The sequence below is a fragment of the Pseudomonas sp. App30 genome (genome assembly GCF_047947025.1).
GTDB lineage: Bacteria > Pseudomonadota > Gammaproteobacteria > Pseudomonadales > Pseudomonadaceae > Aquipseudomonas.
The window spans coordinates 3,072,501-3,093,137 of the sequence record NZ_CP133165.1 but is presented as its reverse complement, the minus strand read 5'-3'; the positions used below and the strand labels follow the sequence as shown (position 1 = coordinate 3,093,137).

At 64.7% G+C, this 20,637-nt stretch carries 23 protein-coding genes (1 of these 23 cut by a window edge); 14 read left to right on the top strand and 9 right to left on the bottom strand.

The annotated features are described in order from the left end of the window. Window positions 1-22: 22 nt before the first annotated feature. The 11 genes from RAM80_RS14425 (at window position 23) to RAM80_RS14375 (ending at window position 10,936) form a co-directional block, all read left to right on the top strand. Complete coding sequence (locus RAM80_RS14425; protein ID WP_416427154.1) at window positions 23-1,057, top strand: ABC transporter substrate-binding protein; 1,035 nt, start codon at window positions 23-25, stop codon at window positions 1,055-1,057. Between the two features lie 66 nt (window positions 1,058-1,123). After that, window positions 1,124-2,371 (top strand): ABC transporter permease, encoded by a 1,248-nt coding sequence (locus RAM80_RS14420; RefSeq protein WP_416427153.1) that lies wholly within the window; start codon window positions 1,124-1,126, stop codon window positions 2,369-2,371. 13 nt (window positions 2,372-2,384) lie between these two features. Further along, entirely contained in the window at window positions 2,385-3,209 is an 825-nt protein-coding gene (locus RAM80_RS14415; RefSeq protein ID WP_416427152.1) for an ABC transporter permease, read from the top strand. A 92-nt stretch (window positions 3,210-3,301) separates the two neighbouring features. Next, window positions 3,302-4,450: an iron-containing alcohol dehydrogenase gene (locus RAM80_RS14410; protein WP_416427151.1), complete on the top strand. Its 1,149-nt coding sequence runs from the start codon at window positions 3,302-3,304 to the stop codon at window positions 4,448-4,450. A gap of 152 nt (window positions 4,451-4,602) precedes the next feature. Beyond that, a complete protein-coding gene (gene rpe, locus RAM80_RS14405; protein ID WP_416427150.1) occupies window positions 4,603-5,277 on the top strand; it encodes a ribulose-phosphate 3-epimerase in 675 nt (224 codons plus the stop codon). Then, the gene (locus RAM80_RS14400) at window positions 5,274-6,089 is read left to right on the top strand and encodes a phosphoglycolate phosphatase (RefSeq protein ID WP_416427149.1); all 816 of its coding nucleotides are present in this window, start codon (window positions 5,274-5,276) and stop codon (window positions 6,087-6,089) included. The genes rpe and RAM80_RS14400 overlap by 4 nt, the downstream gene beginning before the upstream one ends. A gap of 72 nt (window positions 6,090-6,161) precedes the next feature. Then, window positions 6,162-7,652: an anthranilate synthase component I gene (gene trpE, locus RAM80_RS14395; RefSeq protein WP_416427148.1), complete on the top strand. Its 1,491-nt coding sequence runs from the start codon at window positions 6,162-6,164 to the stop codon at window positions 7,650-7,652. Window positions 7,653-7,663: 11 nt separating this feature from the next. Further along, entirely contained in the window at window positions 7,664-8,263 is a 600-nt protein-coding gene (locus RAM80_RS14390) for an aminodeoxychorismate/anthranilate synthase component II (RefSeq protein ID WP_416427147.1), read from the top strand. Window positions 8,264-8,272: 9 nt separating this feature from the next. Then, complete coding sequence (trpD, locus tag RAM80_RS14385; protein ID WP_416427146.1) at window positions 8,273-9,322, top strand: anthranilate phosphoribosyltransferase; 1,050 nt, start codon at window positions 8,273-8,275, stop codon at window positions 9,320-9,322. Next, window positions 9,319-10,122, top strand: coding sequence for an indole-3-glycerol phosphate synthase TrpC (trpC, locus tag RAM80_RS14380; RefSeq protein ID WP_416427145.1), 804 nt, complete (start codon window positions 9,319-9,321; stop codon window positions 10,120-10,122). Before trpD ends, trpC begins: the two co-directional genes overlap by 4 nt. Before the next feature lie 103 nt (window positions 10,123-10,225). Next, window positions 10,226-10,936, top strand: a complete 711-nt coding sequence (locus RAM80_RS14375; protein ID WP_416427144.1) for a lipoate--protein ligase family protein — start codon at window positions 10,226-10,228, stop codon at window positions 10,934-10,936. Here RAM80_RS14375 and crp read toward each other — a convergent pair. After that, the gene (gene crp / locus RAM80_RS14370) at window positions 10,933-11,571 is read right to left on the bottom strand and encodes a cAMP-activated global transcriptional regulator CRP (RefSeq protein WP_416427143.1); all 639 of its coding nucleotides are present in this window, start codon (window positions 11,569-11,571) and stop codon (window positions 10,933-10,935) included. The two genes, RAM80_RS14375 and crp, sit on opposite strands and share 4 nt — an antisense overlap. Before the next feature lie 209 nt (window positions 11,572-11,780). On the opposite strand from crp, the gene RAM80_RS14365 reads away from it, so the two are divergent. Then, on the top strand, window positions 11,781-12,203 hold the full coding sequence (locus RAM80_RS14365) for an OsmC family protein (RefSeq protein WP_416427142.1): 423 nt from the start codon (window positions 11,781-11,783) through the stop codon (window positions 12,201-12,203). Between the two features lie 40 nt (window positions 12,204-12,243). Here RAM80_RS14365 and coq7 read toward each other — a convergent pair whose 3' ends face one another. The 6 genes from coq7 to hemJ form a co-directional block, all read right to left on the bottom strand. Next, window positions 12,244-12,891 carry a 2-polyprenyl-3-methyl-6-methoxy-1,4-benzoquinone monooxygenase gene (gene coq7 / locus RAM80_RS14360; RefSeq protein WP_416427141.1) on the bottom strand — a complete coding sequence of 216 codons (648 nt, stop codon included), beginning with the start codon at window positions 12,889-12,891 and terminating at the stop codon, window positions 12,244-12,246. Window positions 12,892-13,006: 115 nt separating this feature from the next. Further along, on the bottom strand, window positions 13,007-13,345 hold the full coding sequence (locus RAM80_RS14355; RefSeq protein ID WP_027980374.1) for a histidine triad nucleotide-binding protein: 339 nt from the start codon (window positions 13,343-13,345) through the stop codon (window positions 13,007-13,009). A 45-nt stretch (window positions 13,346-13,390) separates the two neighbouring features. After that, window positions 13,391-14,164, bottom strand: coding sequence for an SDR family NAD(P)-dependent oxidoreductase (locus tag RAM80_RS14350; protein ID WP_416427140.1), 774 nt, complete (start codon window positions 14,162-14,164; stop codon window positions 13,391-13,393). Window positions 14,165-14,276: 112 nt separating this feature from the next. Beyond that, entirely contained in the window at window positions 14,277-15,068 is a 792-nt protein-coding gene (locus RAM80_RS14345; RefSeq protein WP_416427139.1) for a DUF805 domain-containing protein, read from the bottom strand. Between the two features lie 33 nt (window positions 15,069-15,101). Then, window positions 15,102-16,061, bottom strand: coding sequence for an NAD(P)H-dependent flavin oxidoreductase (locus tag RAM80_RS14340; protein ID WP_416427138.1), 960 nt, complete (start codon window positions 16,059-16,061; stop codon window positions 15,102-15,104). A gap of 29 nt (window positions 16,062-16,090) precedes the next feature. Continuing rightward, window positions 16,091-16,516, bottom strand: a complete 426-nt coding sequence (gene hemJ, locus RAM80_RS14335; protein WP_416427137.1) for a protoporphyrinogen oxidase HemJ — start codon at window positions 16,514-16,516, stop codon at window positions 16,091-16,093. Window positions 16,517-16,655: 139 nt separating this feature from the next. Here hemJ and argC point away from each other — a divergent pair, with 139 nt between their 5' ends. Continuing rightward, window positions 16,656-17,690 (top strand): N-acetyl-gamma-glutamyl-phosphate reductase, encoded by a 1,035-nt coding sequence (gene argC, locus RAM80_RS14330; protein ID WP_416427136.1) that lies wholly within the window; start codon window positions 16,656-16,658, stop codon window positions 17,688-17,690. Window positions 17,691-17,792: 102 nt separating this feature from the next. Then, window positions 17,793-18,143, top strand: a complete 351-nt coding sequence (gene erpA / locus RAM80_RS14325) for an iron-sulfur cluster insertion protein ErpA (protein WP_416427135.1) — start codon at window positions 17,793-17,795, stop codon at window positions 18,141-18,143. A 58-nt stretch (window positions 18,144-18,201) separates the two neighbouring features. Here erpA and RAM80_RS14320 read toward each other — a convergent pair whose 3' ends face one another. Continuing rightward, a complete protein-coding gene (locus RAM80_RS14320) occupies window positions 18,202-19,293 on the bottom strand; it encodes an anhydro-N-acetylmuramic acid kinase (RefSeq protein ID WP_416427134.1) in 1,092 nt (363 codons plus the stop codon). 3 nt (window positions 19,294-19,296) lie between these two features. Then, window positions 19,297-20,637, bottom strand: the 3' portion of a protein-coding gene (locus tag RAM80_RS14315) for an OapA family protein (protein ID WP_416427133.1). 102 nt of this gene lie beyond the right edge of the window; the window shows 1,341 of its 1,443 coding nt (coding positions 103-1,443); its start codon lies off the right edge, out of view; its stop codon occupies window positions 19,297-19,299.

The following is a 20,637-nucleotide window of genomic DNA, read 5'->3' as shown; positions in this document are numbered from 1 at the left end:
AACCCTGTGGAGAGAACAACACATGCTCAAGCACTTGCAGTTCACCGCCCTGGCCCTGGGCCTGATGGGCGCGGGCCAGGCCATGGCGGCGGCCGACCTGACCGTGATTTCGTTCGGTGGCGCCAACAAGGCCGCCCAGGAGAAAGCCTTCTACCAGCCGTGGGAAAAATCCGGGCAGGGCAAGATCGTCGCCGGTGAGTACAACGGCGAGATGGCCAAGGTCAAAGCCATGGTCGACACCAAGAGCGTGTCCTGGGACCTGGTGGAAGTGGAGTCGCCGGAGCTGGCCCGTGGCTGTGACGAAGGCATGTTCGAACAGCTCGACCCGGCGCTGTTCGGCAAGGAATCGGACTACGTGAAGGGCGCCATCCAGCCTTGCGGCGTGGGCTTCTTCGTGTGGTCCACGGTGCTGGCCTACAACGCCGACAAGCTCAAGACCGCGCCTACCAGCTGGGCCGATTTCTGGGACGTGAAGAAATTCCCGGGCAAGCGCGGCCTGCGCAAGGGCGCCAAGTACACCCTGGAATTCGCCCTGATGGCCGACGGCGTGGCGCCCAAGGATGTGTACAAGGTGCTGGGCACCAAGGAAGGCCAGGACCGCGCCTTCAAGAAGCTCGACGAACTCAAGCCCAGCATCCAGTGGTGGGAAGCCGGCGCCCAGCCGCCGCAGTACCTGGCCTCCGGTGACGTGGTCATGAGCTCGGCCTACAACGGCCGCATCGCCGCGGTGCAGAAAGAGAGCAACCTGAAGGTGGTGTGGAACGGCGGCGTCTACGACTTCGACGCCTGGGCCATTCCCAAGGGCGCGAAAAACGCCGACGAGGCACGCAAGTTCATCGCCTACACGGTCAAGCCCGAGCAGCAGAAGATCTACTCCGAGAACATCGCCTACGGGCCGGCCAACAGCCAGGCAGTGCCGCTGCTGGACAAAGGCATCCTGAAGGACATGCCCACCACCCCGGAGAACATCGCCAACCAGGTGCAGATCGACGTGGGCTTCTGGGCTGACAACGGTGAGCAACTGGAACAGCGCTTCAACGCCTGGGCTGCCAAGTAAACCCAAGCAGGCGGCGCGCCACCGGCTGGTGGCGCGCCTTCAGTTCAAAGATTCGCGGAGTTGACCATGGCCCTTGCAGTGCCCCTCAAAGAGGTCGCCAGCCCTAACCTGAAACAGCGCCTGGCCCGGGCCGAACGCTTCAACCGTCTCAAGGCCCAGGCGCTGATAGCACCGTTGGTGCTGTTCCTGCTGCTGGTGTTCCTGGTGCCGATTGCGGTGCTGTTGTACAAGAGCGTCGGCAACCCGGAAGTGGTCGAGGGCCTGCCGCGTACCGTCGTAGCGGTGAAGGCCTGGGATGGCAAGAGCCTGCCCGACGAGGCGGTGTTCAAGGCCTTGAGCGATGACCTGGTGGACGCGCGCAAGAATCAGACCCTGGGCGACCTGTCCAAGCGCCTGAACATGGAACTGGCCGGCTACCGCAGCCTGCTGTCGAAAACCGCCCGGGCGTTGCCGTTGACCCCCGCGCCGGCTTCTTACAAGGATGCGCTGGAAAGCCTCGACGAGCGCTGGGGCGACCCTGCGTACTGGCAGGCCATCCGCCGCAACACCAGCAACGTCACCCCCTATTACCTGCTGGCGGCCGTCGACCACCGTATCGACGACCTCGGCGAAGTGGCCCCGGCCACCCCGGACCAGGCCATCTACCTGGATATTTTCGCCCGCACCTTCTGGATGGGCCTGGTGATCACCGTCATCTGCCTGCTGCTGGCGTACCCGCTGGCCTACCTGCTGGCCAACTTGCCGGCACGCCAGAGCAACCTGTTGATGATCATGGTGCTGCTGCCGTTCTGGACCTCGATCCTGGTGCGCGTGGCGGCCTGGATCGTGCTGCTGCAGTCCGGCGGCCTGATCAACAGCGCGCTGATGGCCATGGGCGTCATCGACAAGCCGCTGGAACTGGTGTTCAACCGCACCGGCGTGTACATCTCCATGGTGCACATTTTGCTGCCGTTCATGATCCTGCCGATCTACAGCGTGATGAAGGGCATCTCGCCCACTTATATGCGTGCCGCCATTTCCCTGGGCTGCCACCCGTTCGCCAGCTTCTGGCGCGTGTATTTCCCGCAGACCTATGCAGGCGTGGGCGCTGGCTGCCTGCTGGTGTTCATCCTGGCCATCGGCTACTACATCACCCCGGCGCTGCTGGGCAGCCCCAACGACCAGATGGTCAGCTATTTCGTGGCCTTCTACACCAACACCAGCATCAACTGGGGCATGGCCACCGCGCTGGGCGGCCTACTGTTGCTGGCCACCGTGTTGCTGTACCTGGTGTACAGCAAGCTGGTGGGCGCCAGCCGCCTGCGCCTGAGCTGAGGAGAATTGGAAAATGCTGAGCCCTTACATGTCCCCCGTGGAGCGGGTGTGGTTCTACAGCCTGCGTATTCTCTGCGGCTTGATCCTGCTGTTCCTGATTCTGCCGGTGCTGGTGATCATCCCGCTGTCGTTCAACGCCGGCAGCTTCCTGGTGTACCCGTTGCAGGGCTTTTCCCTGCACTGGTACCAGGACTTCTTCGCCTCGCCCGAATGGATGCGCGCCCTGCAGAACAGCATCATCGTCGCCCCGGCGGCGACGGTGCTGGCCATGGTCTTCGGCACCCTGGCGGCCATCGGCCTGACCCGTGGGGATTTCCCCGGCAAGTCGCTGGTGATGGCCCTGGTGATCTCGCCCATGGTGGTGCCGGTGGTGATCATCGGCGTCGCCAGCTACCTGTTCTTCGCGCCGCTGGGGCTGGGCAACAGCTTCACTTCGCTGATTCTGGTGCACGCGGTGCTGGGCGTGCCGTTTGTGATTATCACGGTGTCGGCGACCCTGCAGGGCTTCAACCACAACCTGGTGCGCGCCGCAGCCAGCCTGGGCGCCTCGCCGTTGACCGCGTTTCGCCGGGTGACCCTGCCGTTGATCGCTCCCGGGGTGATCAGTGGTGCGTTGTTTGCCTTCGCTACCTCGTTCGACGAGGTGGTGGTGACGCTGTTCCTGGCCGGCCCGGAACAGGCCACCTTGCCCCGGCAGATGTTCAGCGGCATCCGTGAGAACCTCAGCCCTACCATTGCCGCAGCCGCTACCTTGCTGATCGCCTTCTCCGTGGTGCTGTTGCTGACCCTGGAATGGCTGCGCGGCCGCAGCGAGAAACTGCGTACTGCCCAGGCCTGATCGATTGTCATCACGCCGGCCAATGATCCTTCGTTGGCCGGCTACCCCGGCTAGTCTGAATACAGCCCTTGTCTGGAAAAAAGGCCGTATTCATGACCCTCTCCGCTTTCAAGATCGCCAACAAACTGCTCACCGGCGCTGCCGCCATCGAGCAACTGGATGGCGAACTGACCCGCCTGAACGTGCATAACCCGCTGATTGTCACCGATGCCATCCTGGTGGAGTCCGGCACTGTCGCCCTGGCGCTGGCGCAACTGGGCGGCCGCCGCCATGGCGTGTTCGACCGCGTGCGTCCGGAGCCGGAAATCGCCATCGTCGAGGACTGCATGCAGGCCTACCGCGAGGGCGGCCATGACGGCCTGATTGGCGTGGGCGGCGGCAGTGCCATCGACATCGCCAAGAGCGTGGCCGCCTATGCCGGCCACGACGGCCCGCTGGAGGCCTTGTTCGGCGTGGGCCTGGTGCCGCGCAAGGGGCCGCCGCTGATCGCCATTCCGACCACGGCCGGCACGGGCTCGGAAGTGACCAACGTGGCGATCCTGTCCGACAAGGCCGCGCACCTGAAGAAAGGCATCGTCAGCGATTACCTGCTGCCCGACGTGGCGCTGGTCAGCCCGCAGATGACCCTGACCTGCCCGCGCGGGGTTACCGCCGCCAGTGGCGTCGATGCGCTGGTGCATGCCATCGAGTCGTATATCTCGGTGAATGCCTCGCCCATCACCGATTCGCTGGCGCTGGGCGCCATCCGCCTGATCGTGCGCGCCCTGCCCAAGGCCTACGCCAACCCGGCCAACCTGCAAGCCCGGGAAGACATGGCCACCGCCAGCCTGATGGCCGGCATGGCGTTCGGCAACGCCGGGGTAGGGGCAGTACATGCCCTGGCGTACCCCCTGGGCGGGCAGTTCAACATCGCCCATGGGGTAAGCAACGCGTTGTTGCTGCCCTATGTCATGGCCTGGAACAAACTCGCCTGCCTGGAACGGTTTCGCGATATTGCCGTGGCCATGGGGCTGCAGGTGGCGCGGTTGTCCGACCAGGAAGCCGCCGACGCGGCGGTGCGGGCCATGGCCGAGCTGTGCGCGGCGGTGGAAATACCCAAGGGCCTGCGCAGCTTCGGCGTGCCCGAGGCAGCCATCCCCGACATGGCGCGGGAGGCCAGTGGCATTGACCGGCTGATGCGCAACAACCCGCGCAAGCTCAGCGCCAGGGATATCGAGCAGATCTACCGCAGCGCCTACTGACAACCCCCGTAGCAGCGGCCGCAGGCCGCGTCCAGGGCCTGGACGCAGCCTTCGGCAGCAGCTACGGGGTTGGTGGTCGACCTTGGCGCCCCCATCCCTACAAGCTGATGTACAATGCGCGCCACCGTGATTCCAGCCCAGAAAGGTGCGTCATGCAGCCCTTTGCAATTGCTCCGTCCATTCTCTCCGCAGATTTCGCCCGTCTGGGCGAGGAAGTCGACAATGTCCTGGCCGCTGGCGCCGACATCGTTCACTTCGATGTCATGGACAACCACTACGTGCCCAACCTGACCATCGGCCCGATGGTCTGCGCCGCGCTGCGCAAGTACGGCATCACCGCGCCGATCGACGCGCACCTGATGGTCAGCCCGGTCGACCGCATCATCGGCGACTTCGCCGAGGCCGGCGCCAGCTTCATCACCTTCCACCCCGAAGCCACCCTGCACGTCGATCGCTCCCTGCAGCTGATCCACGACAGCGGCTGCAAGGCCGGCCTGGTGTTCAACCCGGCCACCCCGCTGGACGTGCTCAAGTACGTGATGGACAAGGTCGACATGGTCCTGCTGATGAGCGTGAACCCAGGCTTCGGCGGGCAGAAGTTCATTCCTGGCACCCTCGACAAGCTGCGCGAGGCGCGCGCCCTGATCGACGCCAGTGGCCGTGACATCCGCCTGGAGATCGACGGCGGCGTGAACGTCAACAACATCCGCGAGATCGCCGCCGCTGGCGCCGACACCTTCGTGGCCGGTTCGGCGATCTTCAACGCGCCGAACTACAAGGAAGTCATCGACAAGATGCGCGCCGAACTGGCCCTGGCACGCCCATGAGCGGCTTCGAGCAGCTGTTCCCGGGCAAGCTGCCACGCCTGGTGATGTTCGATCTGGACGGTACCCTGATCGATTCGGTCCCCGACCTGGCGGCTGCCCTGGACACCACGCTGCTCAAGCTCGGCCGCGCGCCGGCCGGCCTCGACGCCGCCCGCACCTACGTCGGCAACGGCGCCCGGGTGCTGGTGCGCCGTGGCCTGGCTGGCGGCATGGACCACGCCGCCATCGGCGAGGCCGACACCGACCAGGCGCTGGCGCTGTTCATGGACGCCTATGCCGGCAGCCACGCGCTGACCAAGGTCTACCCCGGCGTGCGCGAGAGCCTGAAATGGCTGCAGAAGCGCGGCGTGAAGATGGCGCTGATCACCAACAAGCCGGAACAGTTCGTCGCGCCGCTGCTCGACGAGCTGAAACTGGGGCGCTTCTTCAAGTGGATCATCGGCGGCGACACCTTGCCCCAGCAGAAGCCCGACCCAGCGGCGCTGCTGTTCGTGATGAAGATGGCCGGGGTGAAACCTGCCGATGCCCTGTTCGTCGGTGATTCGCGCAGCGACGTGCTGGCGGCCAAGGCCGCGGGCGTGGCCTGCGTGGCCCTGAGCTATGGCTACAACCACGGCAGGCCCATTGCCGAAGAGTCCCCGGCAATGGTTGTTGACAACCTGCGGGGCCTGATCAGTTGCTTAGATCCCACAGCTGAGATAACGTTGGGGGATATCACACCTACCCCTCGCAGAGATTCCATCGTGGTGGTCACTCGCAAACTCTGGATGAAAGTCATCAAGGCCCTGGCCCGTTGGCGTTGGCGCGCCTGACTTTTACCTGGCCGGCCCTGCCGGCGCGTTTGCATACCTGACCGTTTTGTCCCTCATGCCACGAGGCTGATCATGATCCGCGAAGAATTCCTGCGCTTGGCCGCTGCCGGCTACAACCGCATTCCGCTTGCCCGCGAAACCCTGGCTGACTTCGACACCCCGCTGTCGATCTACCTGAAACTGGCCGATGCGCCCAACTCCTACCTGCTGGAGTCGGTGCAGGGCGGCGAGAAATGGGGCCGCTATTCCATCATCGGCCTGCCGTGCCGCACCGTGCTGCGGGTGCATGACCATCAGGTGATCATTACCCGCGACGGCATCGAAGTGGAGCGCCACGACCATGTCGAGGACCCGCTGGATTTCGTCGAGGTCTTCAAGGCCCGCTACAACGTGCCAACCATCCCCGGCCTGCCGCGCTTCAACGGCGGCCTGGTGGGTTACTTCGGCTACGACTGCGTGCGCTACGTCGAGAAGCGCCTGGGCAAGTGCCCCAACCCCGATCCGATCGGCGTGCCTGACATCCTGCTGATGGTCTCCGACGCCGTGGTGGTGTTCGACAACCTGGCCGGCAAGATGCACGCCATCGTGCTGGCCGACCCGGCCCAGGCCGAGGCCTACGAGCAAGGCCAGGCGCAGTTGGATGAGCTGATGGAAAAACTGCGCCAGCCGATCACCCCGCGTCGCGGGCTGGAGCTGGATCGTCCGCCTGCCGCGGATCCGGTGTTCCGCTCAAGCTTCACCCAAGGTGACTACGAGCGCGCCGTCGACACCATCAAGGAATACATCCTCGCCGGCGACTGCATGCAGGTAGTGCCGTCCCAGCGCATGTCCATCGACTTCAAGGCCGCGCCCATCGACCTGTACCGGGCACTGCGTTGCTTCAACCCCACGCCCTACATGTACTTCTTCAACTTTGGCGACTTCCACGTGGTGGGCAGTTCGCCGGAAGTGCTGGTGCGGGTGGAAGACAACGAGATCACCGTGCGCCCGATCGCGGGTACCCGTCCGCGCGGCGCCACTGCCGAGGCTGACCTGGCACTGGAGAAGGACCTGCTCAGCGACGACAAGGAACTGGCCGAGCACTTGATGCTGATCGACCTGGGCCGCAACGACACGGGCAGGGTCTCGGAAATCGGCTCGGTGAAACTGACCGAGAAGATGGTCATCGAGCGCTATTCCAACGTCATGCACATTGTCTCCAACGTCACCGGGCAGCTGAAGAGCGGCCTCACTGCGATGGACGCGCTGCGCGCGATTCTTCCAGCGGGCACCCTGTCCGGTGCGCCTAAAATCCGTGCCATGGAAATCATCGACGAGTTGGAACCGGTCAAGCGCGGCGTCTACGGCGGCGCGGTTGGCTACTTTGCCTGGAACGGCAACATGGACACCGCCATTGCGATCCGTACCGCAGTGATCAAGAACGGTGAACTGCATGTGCAGGCCGGGGGCGGTATCGTTGCCGACTCGGTGCCGGCCCTGGAGTGGGAGGAAACCCTGAACAAGCGCCGCGCGATGTTCCGCGCTGTAGCGCTGGCCGAACAAACCTCCCCGAAAGACGCCTGAGGAAGCAGACCATGTTGCTGATGATCGACAATTACGACTCTTTTACCTACAACGTCGTGCAGTACCTGGGCGAGCTGGGCGCGGACGTGAAGGTGGTGCGCAACGATGAGGTGACCATCGCCGACATCGAGGCCATGAACCCCGAGCGCATCGTCGTCTCCCCGGGGCCGTGCACGCCGAGCGAGGCGGGCATCTCCATCGAGGCCATCCTGCACTTTGCTGGCAAGCTGCCGATCCTGGGCGTGTGCCTGGGCCACCAGTCCATCGGCCAGGCCTTTGGCGGTGACGTGGTGCGCGCCCGCGTTGCCATGCACGGCAAGACCAGCCCGCTGGTGCACGAAGACAAGGGCGTGTTCGAAGGCCTGAACCACCCGCTGACCGTGACCCGCTACCACTCGCTGGTAGTGAAGCGCGAAACCCTGCCCGACTGCCTGGAACTGACCGCCTGGACCGCCAACGCCGATGGCTCCGTGGACGAGATCATGGGCCTGCGCCACAAGACGCTGAACGTCGAGGGCGTGCAGTTCCACCCCGAGTCGATTCTTTCCGAGCAGGGCCACGAGCTGTTCGCCAACTTTCTCAAGCAGACCGGCGGCAGCCGTCAGGGCTAAGGAACCATCATGGATATCAAGAGCGCGCTGACCCGCATTGTCGGGCAGCTGGACCTGAGCACGGATGAGATGCGCGATGTGATGCGCCAGATCATGACCGGCCAATGCACCGACGCACAGATCGGTGCCTTCCTGATGGGCATGCGCATGAAGAGCGAGAGCATCGACGAGATCGTCGGTGCCGTCTCGGTGATGCGCGAGCTGGCAGGCCAGGTTGAACTCAAGACCCTCGACGGCGTGGTCGACATCGTCGGCACCGGCGGCGACGGCGCCAACATCTTCAACGTGTCCACGGCGTCGGCCTTCGTCATCTCGGCGGCCGGCTGCACCGTGGCCAAGCATGGCAACCGCGCGGTGTCCGGCAAGAGCGGCAGCGCCGACCTGCTGGAAGCCGCCGGCGTGTACCTGAACCTCACGCCGGTGCAGGTAGCGCGTTGCATCGACAGCGTGGGCATCGGCTTCATGTTCGCCCAGGCGCACCACGGCGCCATGAAGCACGCCGCCGGGCCGCGCCGCGACCTGGGTCTGCGCACCCTGTTCAACATGGTCGGGCCGCTGACCAACCCGGCGGGCGTCAAGCACCAGGTGGTCGGCGTGTTCAGCCAGGCGCTGTGCCGGCCGCTGGCCGAGGTGCTGCAGCGCCTGGGCAGCAAGCATGTGCTGGTGGTGCATTCCAAGGACGGGCTGGACGAGTTCAGCCTGGCCGCGCCAACCTTCGTGGCCGAACTGAAAAATGGCGAAATAACCGAGTATTGGGTAGAACCCGAAGACCTCGGTATAAAGAGCCAGACCCTGCACGGCCTGGCCGTGGAAAGCCCGCAGGCTTCGCTGGAACTGATTCGCGACGCCTTGGGCCGGCGCAAGACCGAAAACGGCCAGAAAGCCGCTGAAATGATCGTACTCAACGCTGGCGCTGCCCTGTATGCCGCCGACCACGCGTCTTCCTTGAAGGAAGGCGTGGCCCTGGCCCACGATGCGCTGCACACCGGGCTGGCCCGCGAGAAGCTCGACGAGCTGGGCGCCTTTACCGCGGTATTCAAGCAGGAGAATGAAGGATGAGTGTGCCGACAGTTCTGGAGAAGATTCTGGCGCGCAAGGCCCAGGAAGTTGCCGAACGCCTGCAGCGTGTCAGCTATGCCGAACTGGAGCGCCTGGCCGCTGCCGCCGATGCACCGCGTGGCTTTGCCAAGGCGTTGATCGACCAGGCGGCGACCAAGAAGCCGGCGGTCATCGCCGAAATCAAGAAGGCCTCGCCGAGCAAGGGCGTCATCCGTGAGCACTTCGTGCCTGCCGAAATCGCCCAGAGCTACGAGAAGGGCGGCGCCACCTGCCTGTCCGTGCTCACCGACATCGATTACTTCCAGGGCGCCGACGCCTACCTGCAGCAGGCCCGTGCGGCCTGCAGCCTGCCGGTGATCCGCAAGGATTTCATGGTCGACCCATACCAGATCGTCGAATCCCGCGCGCTGGGCGCCGACTGCATCCTGCTGATCGTCGCGGCGCTGGACGACGCGAAGATGGCCGAGCTGGAGTCCGTCGCCTTTGGTGTTGGCCTGGATGTGCTGGTGGAAGTGCACAACGCCGAGGAGCTGGAGCGTGCGCTCAAGCACCTGAAGTCGCCGTTGCTGGGGGTGAACAACCGCAACCTGCACAACTTCGAAGTCAGCCTGGAAAACACCCTCGACCTGCTGCCGCTGATCCCGCGTGAGCGCCTGGTGGTGACCGAAAGCGGCATCCTCAACCGCGCCGACGTGGAGCTGATGGAAATCAACGAGGTGTATTCGTTCCTGGTGGGCGAGGCGTTCATGCGCGCCGAGCATCCTGGCGAAGAGCTGCAACGGCTGTTCTTCCAGTCTTGACCCGCCCGTAGCAGCGGCCGCCAGGCCGCGTCGGGGTGCCAGGACGATGTCATGTATCGCGCGGCCCATGACGCGGCCTCGCGGCCGCTGCTACGGAGGTCTCATGCAACACCCTCTGCGAATCGACACCCAGGCGGGGCTGCAGGCCGAACAGGAGCTGCTTGCCGCCGTTTGCCGCGGCGAGCAGCCTGATGGCCTGCTGTTCTGGCAATCCACCGATCAAACCCTGGTCATGCCCCGGCGCATGAACCGCCTGCCGGCGTTCGATGCCGCCTGCGCGGCATCGGCCGCAGCCGGTTGGCCGGTGCTGCTGCGTGAAACCGGCGGCGAGCCGGTGCCGCAATCGCCGGCCACCATCAATGCCGCGCTGGTGTACGTGGCACCGCGCAGCGAAGGCGACCAAAACCGCATCGAAACCGCTTATCAGCGCCTGTGCCAGCCGCTGTGCGACGCCGTCACGGCGTTGGGCGGGCAGGCGTCGGTGGGCGAGGTGGCGGGGGCGTTCTGCGATGGTCGCTACAACGTCAATATTGCCGGACGCAAATGGGTGGGCACGGCGCAGCGTTGGCGCCAGGGCCTGAGCGGCACGCGGCCGGTGGTACTGGTGCACGGCGCGATGCTGATGGACAACCAGCGCGAGTCGATGGTGGCGGCAGTGAATGGCTTCAACCAGGCGTGCGAACTGCCCCAGCGCTGTGACCCGCAAAGCCATGTGGCCTTGCACGAACACTATCCGGCGCCGCAGTTGCTGGCCGATCTGGCCCAGGCCTATGGGCGGTTGTTGGCCGAGATTCGCGCGAAGGCCAAGCCCTAGCGTGTGCCGAAGACCACCATGGTCTTGCCCTTCACGTTCACCAGGTTGCGCTCTTCGAGGTCCTTGAGTACCCGCCCGACCATTTCCCGCGAGCAACCGACGATACGGCCGATTTCCTGGCGGGTGATCTTGATCTGCATGCCGTCCGGGTGGGTCATGGCGTCGGGTTGCTTGCACAGTTCCAGCAGGCAGCGCGCCACCCGGCCCGTGACGTCGAAGAACGCAAGGTCGCCGACCTTGCGCGTGGTATCGCGCAGGCGCTGGGCCATCTGGCAACCCAGGGCGAACATGATATCGGGATGCTGCACCGCCACTTCGCGGAACCTGCCGTAGCTGATTTCCGCTACTTCGCATTCGGTCTTGGCCCGTACCCAGGCGCTGCGCAGCGGCCCGTGGTTGGGCGACTCGAACAGCCCCAGCTCGCCGAAGAAGTCGCCGGCGTTGAGGTAGGCAATGATCATTTCGCGGCCGTCGTCGTCCTCGATCAGAATCGTCACCGAGCCCTTGATGATGTAGGACAAGGTTTCGGACTGGTCGCCGGCGCAGATGATATTGCTCTTGGCGCCATAGCGGCGGCGCTGGCAATGAGCCAAGAGTTTATCGATGTTCTGGATCGGACGCGTGAGCGCAACCATGGCTGAATCCCGGGGCAAGACTGTCTACGGCAAGTGAACGGTAAGGAGTGCTGGCGTAAGCGCCATTGATTTGGCGCCAGCTTATCAGACACGCAAGTTTGTATCAGGCAATTTACTAACCACCTTATCGGCAGGCAACGGCTGGGCTACAGGGCTTATGCAAACTGCTGTGCTAAGCTGGCGGCCTTTTTTACAGTGGAGTCCTGGTGATGAAGGCACGTATCCAGTGGGCAGGCGAAGCCATGTTTCTTGGCGAGTCGGGCAGCGGTCATGTGGTAGTGATGGACGGCCCGCCCGAGAGCGGCGGTCGCAACCTGGGCGTGCGCCCCATGGAGATGCTGTTGCTGGGCCTGGGTGGCTGCAGCAATTTCGACGTGGTCAGCATTCTGAAGAAGTCGCGTCAGCCGGTGGAAAGCTGCGAAGCCTTCCTGGAAGCCGAGCGTGCCACCGAGGACCCCAAGGTATTCACCAAGATCCACCTGCATTTCGTGGTCAAGGGCCGCGGCCTGAAGGAAGCCCAGGTGAAGCGGGCAGTGGAACTGTCGGCTGAGAAGTACTGCTCGGCCTCGATCATGCTGGGCCGTGCCGGGGTGGAGATCACCCACGACTACGAGATCGTCGAGCTGGGTTGAAGCGTGTGGGAGCGGGCAGGGCCCGCCCCCACAGGGCTGGTCAGATGCGATAGGTGCTCTTGGTCATGACCTTGGCCACCAGGCTCATGCCGAACCTGACCGGCGCCGGGAAGCGGAACCCGCCGGCGTCCAGCGCCGAATCGGCGTGCTGCTCTTCATCCACGCGCATCTGTTCGAGGATGGCGCGTGACTTCTCGTCTTCCACGGGCAGTTGTTCCAGGTGTTCATCCAGGTGCTTGCACACCTGGTGTTCAGTGGCGGCAACGAAGCCCAGGCTGACACGGTCGCTGATCAGTCCGGCCACGGCACCTATGCCGAACGACATACCGTAGAACAACGGGTTCAGCACGCTGGGGTGGCTGCCCAACTGGCGGATGCGTTGCTCGCACCAGGCCAGGTGATCCACTTCTTCCTCGGCGGCATGTTCCATGGCCTTGCGCACCTGCGGCAGCTTGGCGGTCAGCGCCTGCCCCTGGTACAACGCCTGCGCGCACACTTCACCGGTGTGGTTGATGCGCATCAGGCCGGCCACATGGCGGGTTTCGTCATCACTGAGCTTGGGGTCCGGCTGGACAATGGCCGGGGACGGCCGCGACGGCTGGCCGCTGAAAGGCAGCAGCGTGCGCATGGCCGTGTCGGCCTGCAGCAGCAGTCGGTCGAGGGGGGAGTAGTGACGTTCGGTAGCCATTGGGCACCTCCGGATAGAATCACGGGGTGCAGTTTAACTCAAAATACCGTGCCAGAGCCTGCGGCACGTCAACACAATCCTGTGGCCGCTGCCCGAGGCAGCGGCCACAAGGCGATCAGCCCGGCGGCCAGTGCATCTGGCGCTGCCCCAGCACATGCATGTGAATGTGGTAGACCGTCTGGCCGCCCAATTCATTGCAGTTCATGACCACGCGGAAACCTTCCTCGCAGCCCAGTTCCTTGGCCAGGCGCTGGGCGGTGAACAGAATGTGACCGGCCAGGCCCTTGTCTTCCTCGGTGAGGTCGTTGAGGGTGCGGATCGGCTTCTTCGGGATCACCAGGAAATGAACCGGTGCCTGGGGTGCGATATCGTGGAAGGCCAGTACCTGGTCATCCTCGTAGATGATTTTCGCGGGTATTTCTCTGTTGATGATCTTGGTGAACAGAGTATCCACAACGGTTGCTCCATGTTTGACGTCGGGCTCGAGTGTACTCAATGCTCAACGTGGGCGGTAGGCGAGGTTGATGGCGCCGGCGATCTTGCGCACCAGCCAGCGCGAGCCCAGGCGGGCGCCGTAGGTGAGCAGGCGGTTGCGCCGACCGGGGATGATCACCGCGCGGTTGCGGGCCAGGGCGCGCACGGTGAACAGCGCCACTTCCTCCGGGCTGAGCACGCGTTGGCTGTTGTTCAGGCGTTCTATCACCCGCTGCGATGAACGCACCGGGCCAGGGCACAGTACCGACACTTTGACCCCCGACTGGCGCAATTCTTCGCGCAGCCCTTCGGAGAAACTCAGCACGTAGGCCTTGCTGGCCGCGTAGCTGCTCATCCACGGGCCAGGCTGAAAAGCTGCAAGCGAGGCGACGTTGAGGATCTGCCCGCCGCCGTGCACCGCCATGGCGTTGCCGACCACATGGCACAGTCGCGCCAGGGCGAGGATGTTGACCTCGATCAGGTCCTGCTCCTGCATCCAGTCCTGGGCCAGGAAATGCCCGTAGGAGCGCAGCCCGGCGCAGTTCACCAGCAGATCGATATGGCGGCCGCTTTCCTCAAGCTCCATCAGCAGGCCGGACAGGCGCAGGGGTTCGCTCAAGTCGCAGGCACGGAACAGCACCTCCACGCCGAAGCGTTGGGTCAGCTCGATGGCCACCGCTTCCAGGGGGTCGCGCTGGCGGGCTACCAGGATCAGGTTGCGGCCGCGCCGGGCCAGGGCCTCGGCCAGCGCCAGGCCCAGCCCTCGGGAGGCGCCAGTGATCAAGGCGTAACGGGTCATGCAAATCTCCATACGAACGCCCCCGGCCCCGGCTCGTCGATGAGGCGGGGCGCACGGGGGCGTCTACTCAGGGGCGCTAGTCTACCGTGCGCCGCGCAGTTGTGCCGAGTCCTTACACGGCCTGCGCATGATGGGCGAGCGAATTGAAGCCGCCCTTCAGGCCAATGATAAACATCAGGACCAGGAAGGCCACCCACAGCCAGGCCAGCACTTTCACCGCCTTGGTGTTGGGCGGCGCCGGCGGGCCATATTGGTTGGTGCCCGGGTTGCCGGGAACCGCCATGATCACGATGGGGAAGAAATTGCCTACCAGCGGTACCAGGTTCAACAGCCACAGCCAGCCGCTCCAGCCGGCGTCGTGCAGGCGCTGCACGGTGATCTGCACGTTGATGGTCATGAAGGCGGCCAGGGCGATGGCACCGAAGCCTATGCCCAGGTAGCGGGAAATCGACATGAGCAGAATGAACACCAGCGCGGCGGCGCAAGCAGCCAGTACCAAGGCCATGGTCCAGCCCAGGTAGCGCACCCGGCCGATGCGCCCCTGTACGGTCATGACTTTCAGCGGCCCGTAGACGGCAATTGGTGGCCCGACCTCCGACTGCGGCGGCGCATAGGGTGAAAACGGTGGCGGGGCAGGGCTGGGCTCTATTTCTTCCAGGCTCAGCTCCAACGGCGCTTCCTCCTCCAGACGTGCCTCCACGCCGGCACGGTGCAACGCATCCAGGTACTTCTCGGCCGTCTCCTGGGACAGGTTGCGCTTGAGCGCCACTTTGCGCCCGGTGAACAGTTTTTCCACGGCCAACAGATCGCTACGGAACAGCTGGGCCAGGTTGGCCTTGGCAGTTTCCAGGGCGACCCCCGGCAGCGTGCTGCCTTCGAAGACGATCTTGAACAGTGTTGTCATGCTGGCATCCTTGTCGTGAAAGTGGCGGCCGGTTCAGCGCGGCCAGTGGTCGGGCAAGCGGCAGGCCCGTACCAGCGCCTTGCGGTATTCGTTGTCGAGGCGCTCGATCAGCTCATCGGCGCTGGGTATATCGTCGATCTCGCCGACACCCTGGCCGGCGGACCAGATGGTCTTCCACGCCTTGGCCTCGTCATCGATGGGCTTGAGCTTGGCCTGGGCACCGGCAGCCGCGAGGGTGGCCAGGTCGAAACCGGCATCTTCCAGGCTCTTGCGCATGAAACTGGCCGGCACCCCGGACACCGCCGGGGTATGGATGATATCGGCGGCATGGGCTGCCAGCAGCATGTCTTTATAGGCTGCGGGTGCGTGGCTTTCCTGACAGGCGATAAAGCGCGTGCCCAGGTACGCCAGGTCGGCGCCCAGCAGCTGTGCGGCAAGGATCTCGCGGCCATGGTTGATGCAGCCGGCCAGCAGCAGGGTCTTGTCGAAGAACTGGCGAATCTCGGCCACCAGCGCGAACGGGCTCCAGGTCCCGGCGTGGCCACCGGCGCCGGCGGCCACGGCAATCAGGCCATCGACGCCGGCCTGGGCGGCTTTCTCGGCGTGGCGCCGGGTAGTGACGTCGTGAAAGACCAGGCCGCCATAACTGTGCACGGCATCCACCACTTCCTTCACCGCGCCCAGGCTGGTGATGACAATCGGCACCTTGTGTTCGATGCAAATCGCCAGGTCGGCTTCCAGGCGGGGGTTGCTGTTGTGCACGATGAGGTTGACGGCATAGGGCGCCGGCTTGTCCAGCGCCGCCAGGCCGGCCTCGACTTCCACCAGCCAGGCCTTGAAGCCGGCGCTGTCACGCTGGTTCAGCGCGGGAAAGCTGCCGACCACGCCGTTGCGGCAGCAGGCCAGCACCAGTTGCGGGTTGGAGATGAGAAACATCGGTGCCGCCACCACGGGCAGGCGCAGGCGTTGGTCCAGCGAGGGGGGCAGCGACATGATGGGTTCTCTTGTGGGTTGGATTGATCCTAGAACGGTTTCACCACCACCAGAATTACGATAGCCAGCAAAAACAGCACGGGAACTTCGTTGAACCAGCGATAAAAGACATGGCTGCGGGTGTTTTCGCCACGGGCAAAGCGTTTCACCTGGGCGCCGCACATATGATGGTAGCCAATCAGCAGGAACACGAAGGTCAGTTTGGCGTGCAACCAGCCCTGGCTCAAATAGCCGGGGAGCAGGTACAGCAGCCAGGCGCCGAACACCAGGGTGGCGATCATCGAGGGGCCCATGATGCCGCGGTACAGCTTGCGCTCCATGACCATGAAGCGTTGCTTGCTGGGCTCATCCTCGCTGCTGGCGTGGTAGACGAACAGGCGCGGCAGGTAGAACAGGCCGGCAAACCAGCAGACCATGCTGATGATGTGCAGGGCTTTGATCCATAGATAGAGCATTTTTTGAAGTTTCCAGGTTCACGGTAGCGCCGATAGTAGTGCCCCAGGCTGCCGCACGTCACCTCAACGGTTGTTAGCAGATGCTCTGGCCCCGTATTATCAGCGGTTTCCTAGTCGGTTCGTTGAAAGGGGCAGGTATATGGTCAAGGTCGGTATTGTCGGCGGCACGGGTTACACCGGAGTCGAGCTGCTGCGTCTGTTGGCGTCGCATCCGCAGGCGGAAGTCGCCGTCATCACCTCGCGCTCCGAGGCGGGCGTGCCCGTGGCGGACATGTACCCCAACCTGCGCGGCCACTACGATGGCCTGGCCTTCAGCGTGCCGGACACCAAGACCCTGGGCGCCTGCGACGTGGTGTTCTTCGCCACCCCACACGGCGTCGCGCACTCCCTGGCGGGCGAGCTGCTGGCCGCGGGCACCAAGGTCATCGACCTGTCGGCAGACTTCCGCCTGCAGGACGCCGAAGAGTGGGCCAAGTGGTACGGCCAGCCCCACGGCGCGCCTGAGCTGCTGAAGGACGCCGTGTACGGCCTGCCGGAAGTGAACCGCGAGCAGATCCGCAACGCCCGCCTGATCGCCGTGCCTGGCTGCTACCCAACCGCCACCCAACTGGGCTTCCTGCCGCTGCTGGAAGCTGGCCTGGCCGATGCCTCGCGCCTGATCGCCGACTGCAAGTCCGGTGTCAGCGGCGCTGGCCGTGGCGCTGCCGTGGGCTCGCTGTTCTGCGAGGCCGGCGAAAGCATGAAGGCCTACTCGGTGAAGGGCCACCGTCACCTGCCGGAAATCACCCAGGGGCTGCGCCGCGCTGCCGGTGGCGACGTGGGCCTGACCTTCGTGCCGCACCTGACGCCGATGATCCGCGGTATCCATTCCACCCTCTACGCAACCGTGGTGGACAAGGCCGTGGACCTGCAGGCGCTGTTCGAGAAGCGTTATGCCGATGAACCGTTCGTCGACGTGATGCCGGCCGGCAGCCACCCGGAGACCCGCAGCGTGCGTGGCGCCAACGTCTGCCGCATCGCCGTGCATCGCCCACAAGGCGGTGACCTGGTGGTGGTGCTGTCGGTCATCGACAACCTGGTCAAGGGCGCGTCGGGCCAGGCCGTGCAGAACCTGAACATCCTCTTCGGCCTCGACGAGCGCCTGGGCCTGTCCCACGCCGGCATGCTGCCGTAAGCCCCAAAGCCGGTCAGCGCACAATTGTTGACCCTTTTTCTAGGAGAAGCGGATAATGCCGCCATTACGTTTTATGGCGGCTTACGCCGGGAGAGAGTCAGCATGAGCGTCGAATCCTTCACACCCACGGCTTTGCAATTCACCCACGGTGCTGCGCACAAGGTGAAGAGCCTGGTCGACGAAGAAGGCAATGAGCGTCTGAAACTGCGGGTTTTCGTGACCGGTGGCGGTTGCTCGGGCTTCCAGTACGGCTTCACCTTCGATGAAGATGTGGCCGAGGATGACACCATTGTCGAGCGCGAAGGCGTGAGCCTGGTGGTCGACCCAATGAGCTTCCAGTACCTGGCAGGTGCTGAAGTGGATTACCAGGAAGGCCTGGAGGGTTCGCGTTTCGTTATCAACAACCCTAATGCCTCTACCACTTGCGGTTGCGGTCAGTCGTTCTCGATCTGATCACCTGCAGGGCAAGGCCAGACGCCGCGTTCATACGCGGCGTTTTGCTGTCTGGCGTTCAGGCGGGGTAGATGGCCCCAAGCACACGCAACCCACGGGCGCCGGTAACGCTGGGGCGGTTGGTGGGGATGCCTTCCAGGCAGCAATGGGCCAGCCAGGCGAATGCCATGGCTTCCACCCAGTCCGGGTCCACGCCGTGGCCAGCGGTGCTGTCGACGCGGGTGTTGGGCAACAGCTGCGCCAGGCGTTGCATCAGCGCGCGGTTGTGGGCGCCGCCGCCGCACACCAGCAGCTCGTCGGTGTGAGGCTGGGCGTGGCGTAGGGAGTCGACGATGGTGCGGGCGGTCAACTCCAGCAGGGTTGCCTGCACGTCGGCATCGGCCACGTCGTTTACCTTCGCCAGGTGTGCCTGCAGCCAGGGCAGGTTGAACACCTCGCGGCCGGTGCTCTTGGGGCCGGTGCCGGCGAAGAACGGGTCGCTGAGCAGCTCGGCCAGCAGCGCCGGGTGTACGCTGCCGCTGGCAGCCCAGGCGCCGTCGCGGTCGTAGTCCAGGCCCTGGCGGGCATTGATCCAGGCGTCGAGCAACACGTTGCCGGGGCCGCAGTCGAAACCGCTGACCGGCTTGTCGGCCTCGATCAGGCTCAGGTTGCTGAAACCACCTACGTTGAGCACGGCCAGGTGCCGGCCCTGGCTGGCGAAGATGGCATCGTGGAAGGCGGGCACCAACGGCGCGCCCTGGCCACCGGCGGCCACGTCACGGCGGCGGAAGTCGCCGACGGTGGTGATGCCGGTCAACTCGGCCAGCAGCGCCGGGTTGCCGATCTGCACGGTGAAGCCGCGTGCCGGTTCGTGACGCACGGTCTGGCCGTGGCTGCCGATGGCACGGATATCCGCAGGGGTGAGGTGCTGTTGTTGCAAGAGGGTATGGATGCCCTCGGCGGCCAGGGTGGCCCACTGGTTCTCCGCCAGGGCGGCGCGGGCTATCTCGTCCGGGCCGCTGGCGCATAGGGCCAGCAGGTCGCCGCGCAGCCCGCTGGGCATCGGCAGGTACCGGCTGGCCAGCAGGCGCACGCTGGCGCCTTGCTCAACCAGCGCAATATCCAGCCCATCGAGGCTGGTGCCGGACATCACGCCGATATAAAGGGCCATGACTTACTTCTTGCTCGCGACCATGGTGGATTTCTCCTGGTCCATGTGGGCGATCAGCGGCTGCGAGATTTGCATGAAGCGGCTCTTCTCGTTGCGCGCAATCGGGTCGGCCATGGGCAGCTTCTGCCCCAGCGGGTCGACGTGCACGCCGTTCACCTGGAACTCGTAATGCACGTGCGGGCCGGTGGACAGGCCGGTGGTGCCGATGTAGCCGATGACCTGGCCCTGTTTCACTACCGAGCCTGCGTGGATGCCCTTGGCGAAGCCCTGCATGTGCGCGTACAGCGTCTTGTAGGTCTTGCCGTGCTCGATGATCACGGTGTTGCCGTAGCCGCCACGGCGCCCGGCCAGTTCGACCTTGCCGTCGCCCGTGGCCTTGATGGGCGTGCCGCGCGGGGCGGCGTAGTCCACGCCCTGGTGCGCGCGGATCTTGTTCAGGATGGGGTGGAAGCGGCCCACCGAGAAGCGCGAGCTGATACGGGCGAAGTCCACCGGCGAGCGCACGAAGGCCTTGCGCAGGCTGTTGCCCTCGGCGCTGTAGTAGTTGGTGGTGCCTTGTTTGTTGGTGTAGCGCACCGCGGTGTAGGTCTTGCCACGGTTGCTGAAGCGCGCGGCGAGGATGTTGCCGGTGCCGATCACCTTGCCGTTCAGCACCTTCTGTTCGTACATCACGTCGAACACGTCGCCCTGGCGGATATCCTGGGCGAAGTCCACGTCGTAGTTGAAGATGCGCACCAGGTCCATGACCTGGTTGTGCGACAGGCCGGCGCGCTGGCCGGACAGCGACAGCGAGTTCTTGATCACGCCATGAGCGTAGGCCTCGCGCATGACGGGCTTGATCACGTCGCGGTTGAAGGCGAAGCCCTTGGCGCCGCGCACCAGGCGGATGGTCTCGGTGTTGCTGAGCTTGGTGTGCAGGCTGGCGAGCTGGCCGTCCGGGCCGATCTCGAACTCCAGCACCTGGCCGTTCTTGAGCTGGGCGAACTGCTTGGCCTGTTTGTCGCTGGCCATGACTTCCTGGGCGGCGGAGGCGGGCAGGCCGGCTTCGTCGAACAGCTTGGACAGGGTGTCGCCCTTGCGCACGGTGACTTCGCGGTGGTTCGGGCCCTTCTTGGGGGCGTCGGCGGCGGCGCTGGCGACCGGTTCCGGCTTGTCCGGGGTGTCTTGTGCGGTGTTCTGGTCCTGGTCGTCTTCGTTGTCTATATGCGCGAAGGGCGCTGGCGCGGCCTGTTCTTCGCCAAGGTCGGTGGCTGGCGCGTCTTTCTGCGCCTGCTTGAGCTGGTCGGCTGGGGTCTCCAGCTCCAGCGGCGTGGAGTTGCGCTTGGCTTCCACTTCGCTGGAGGG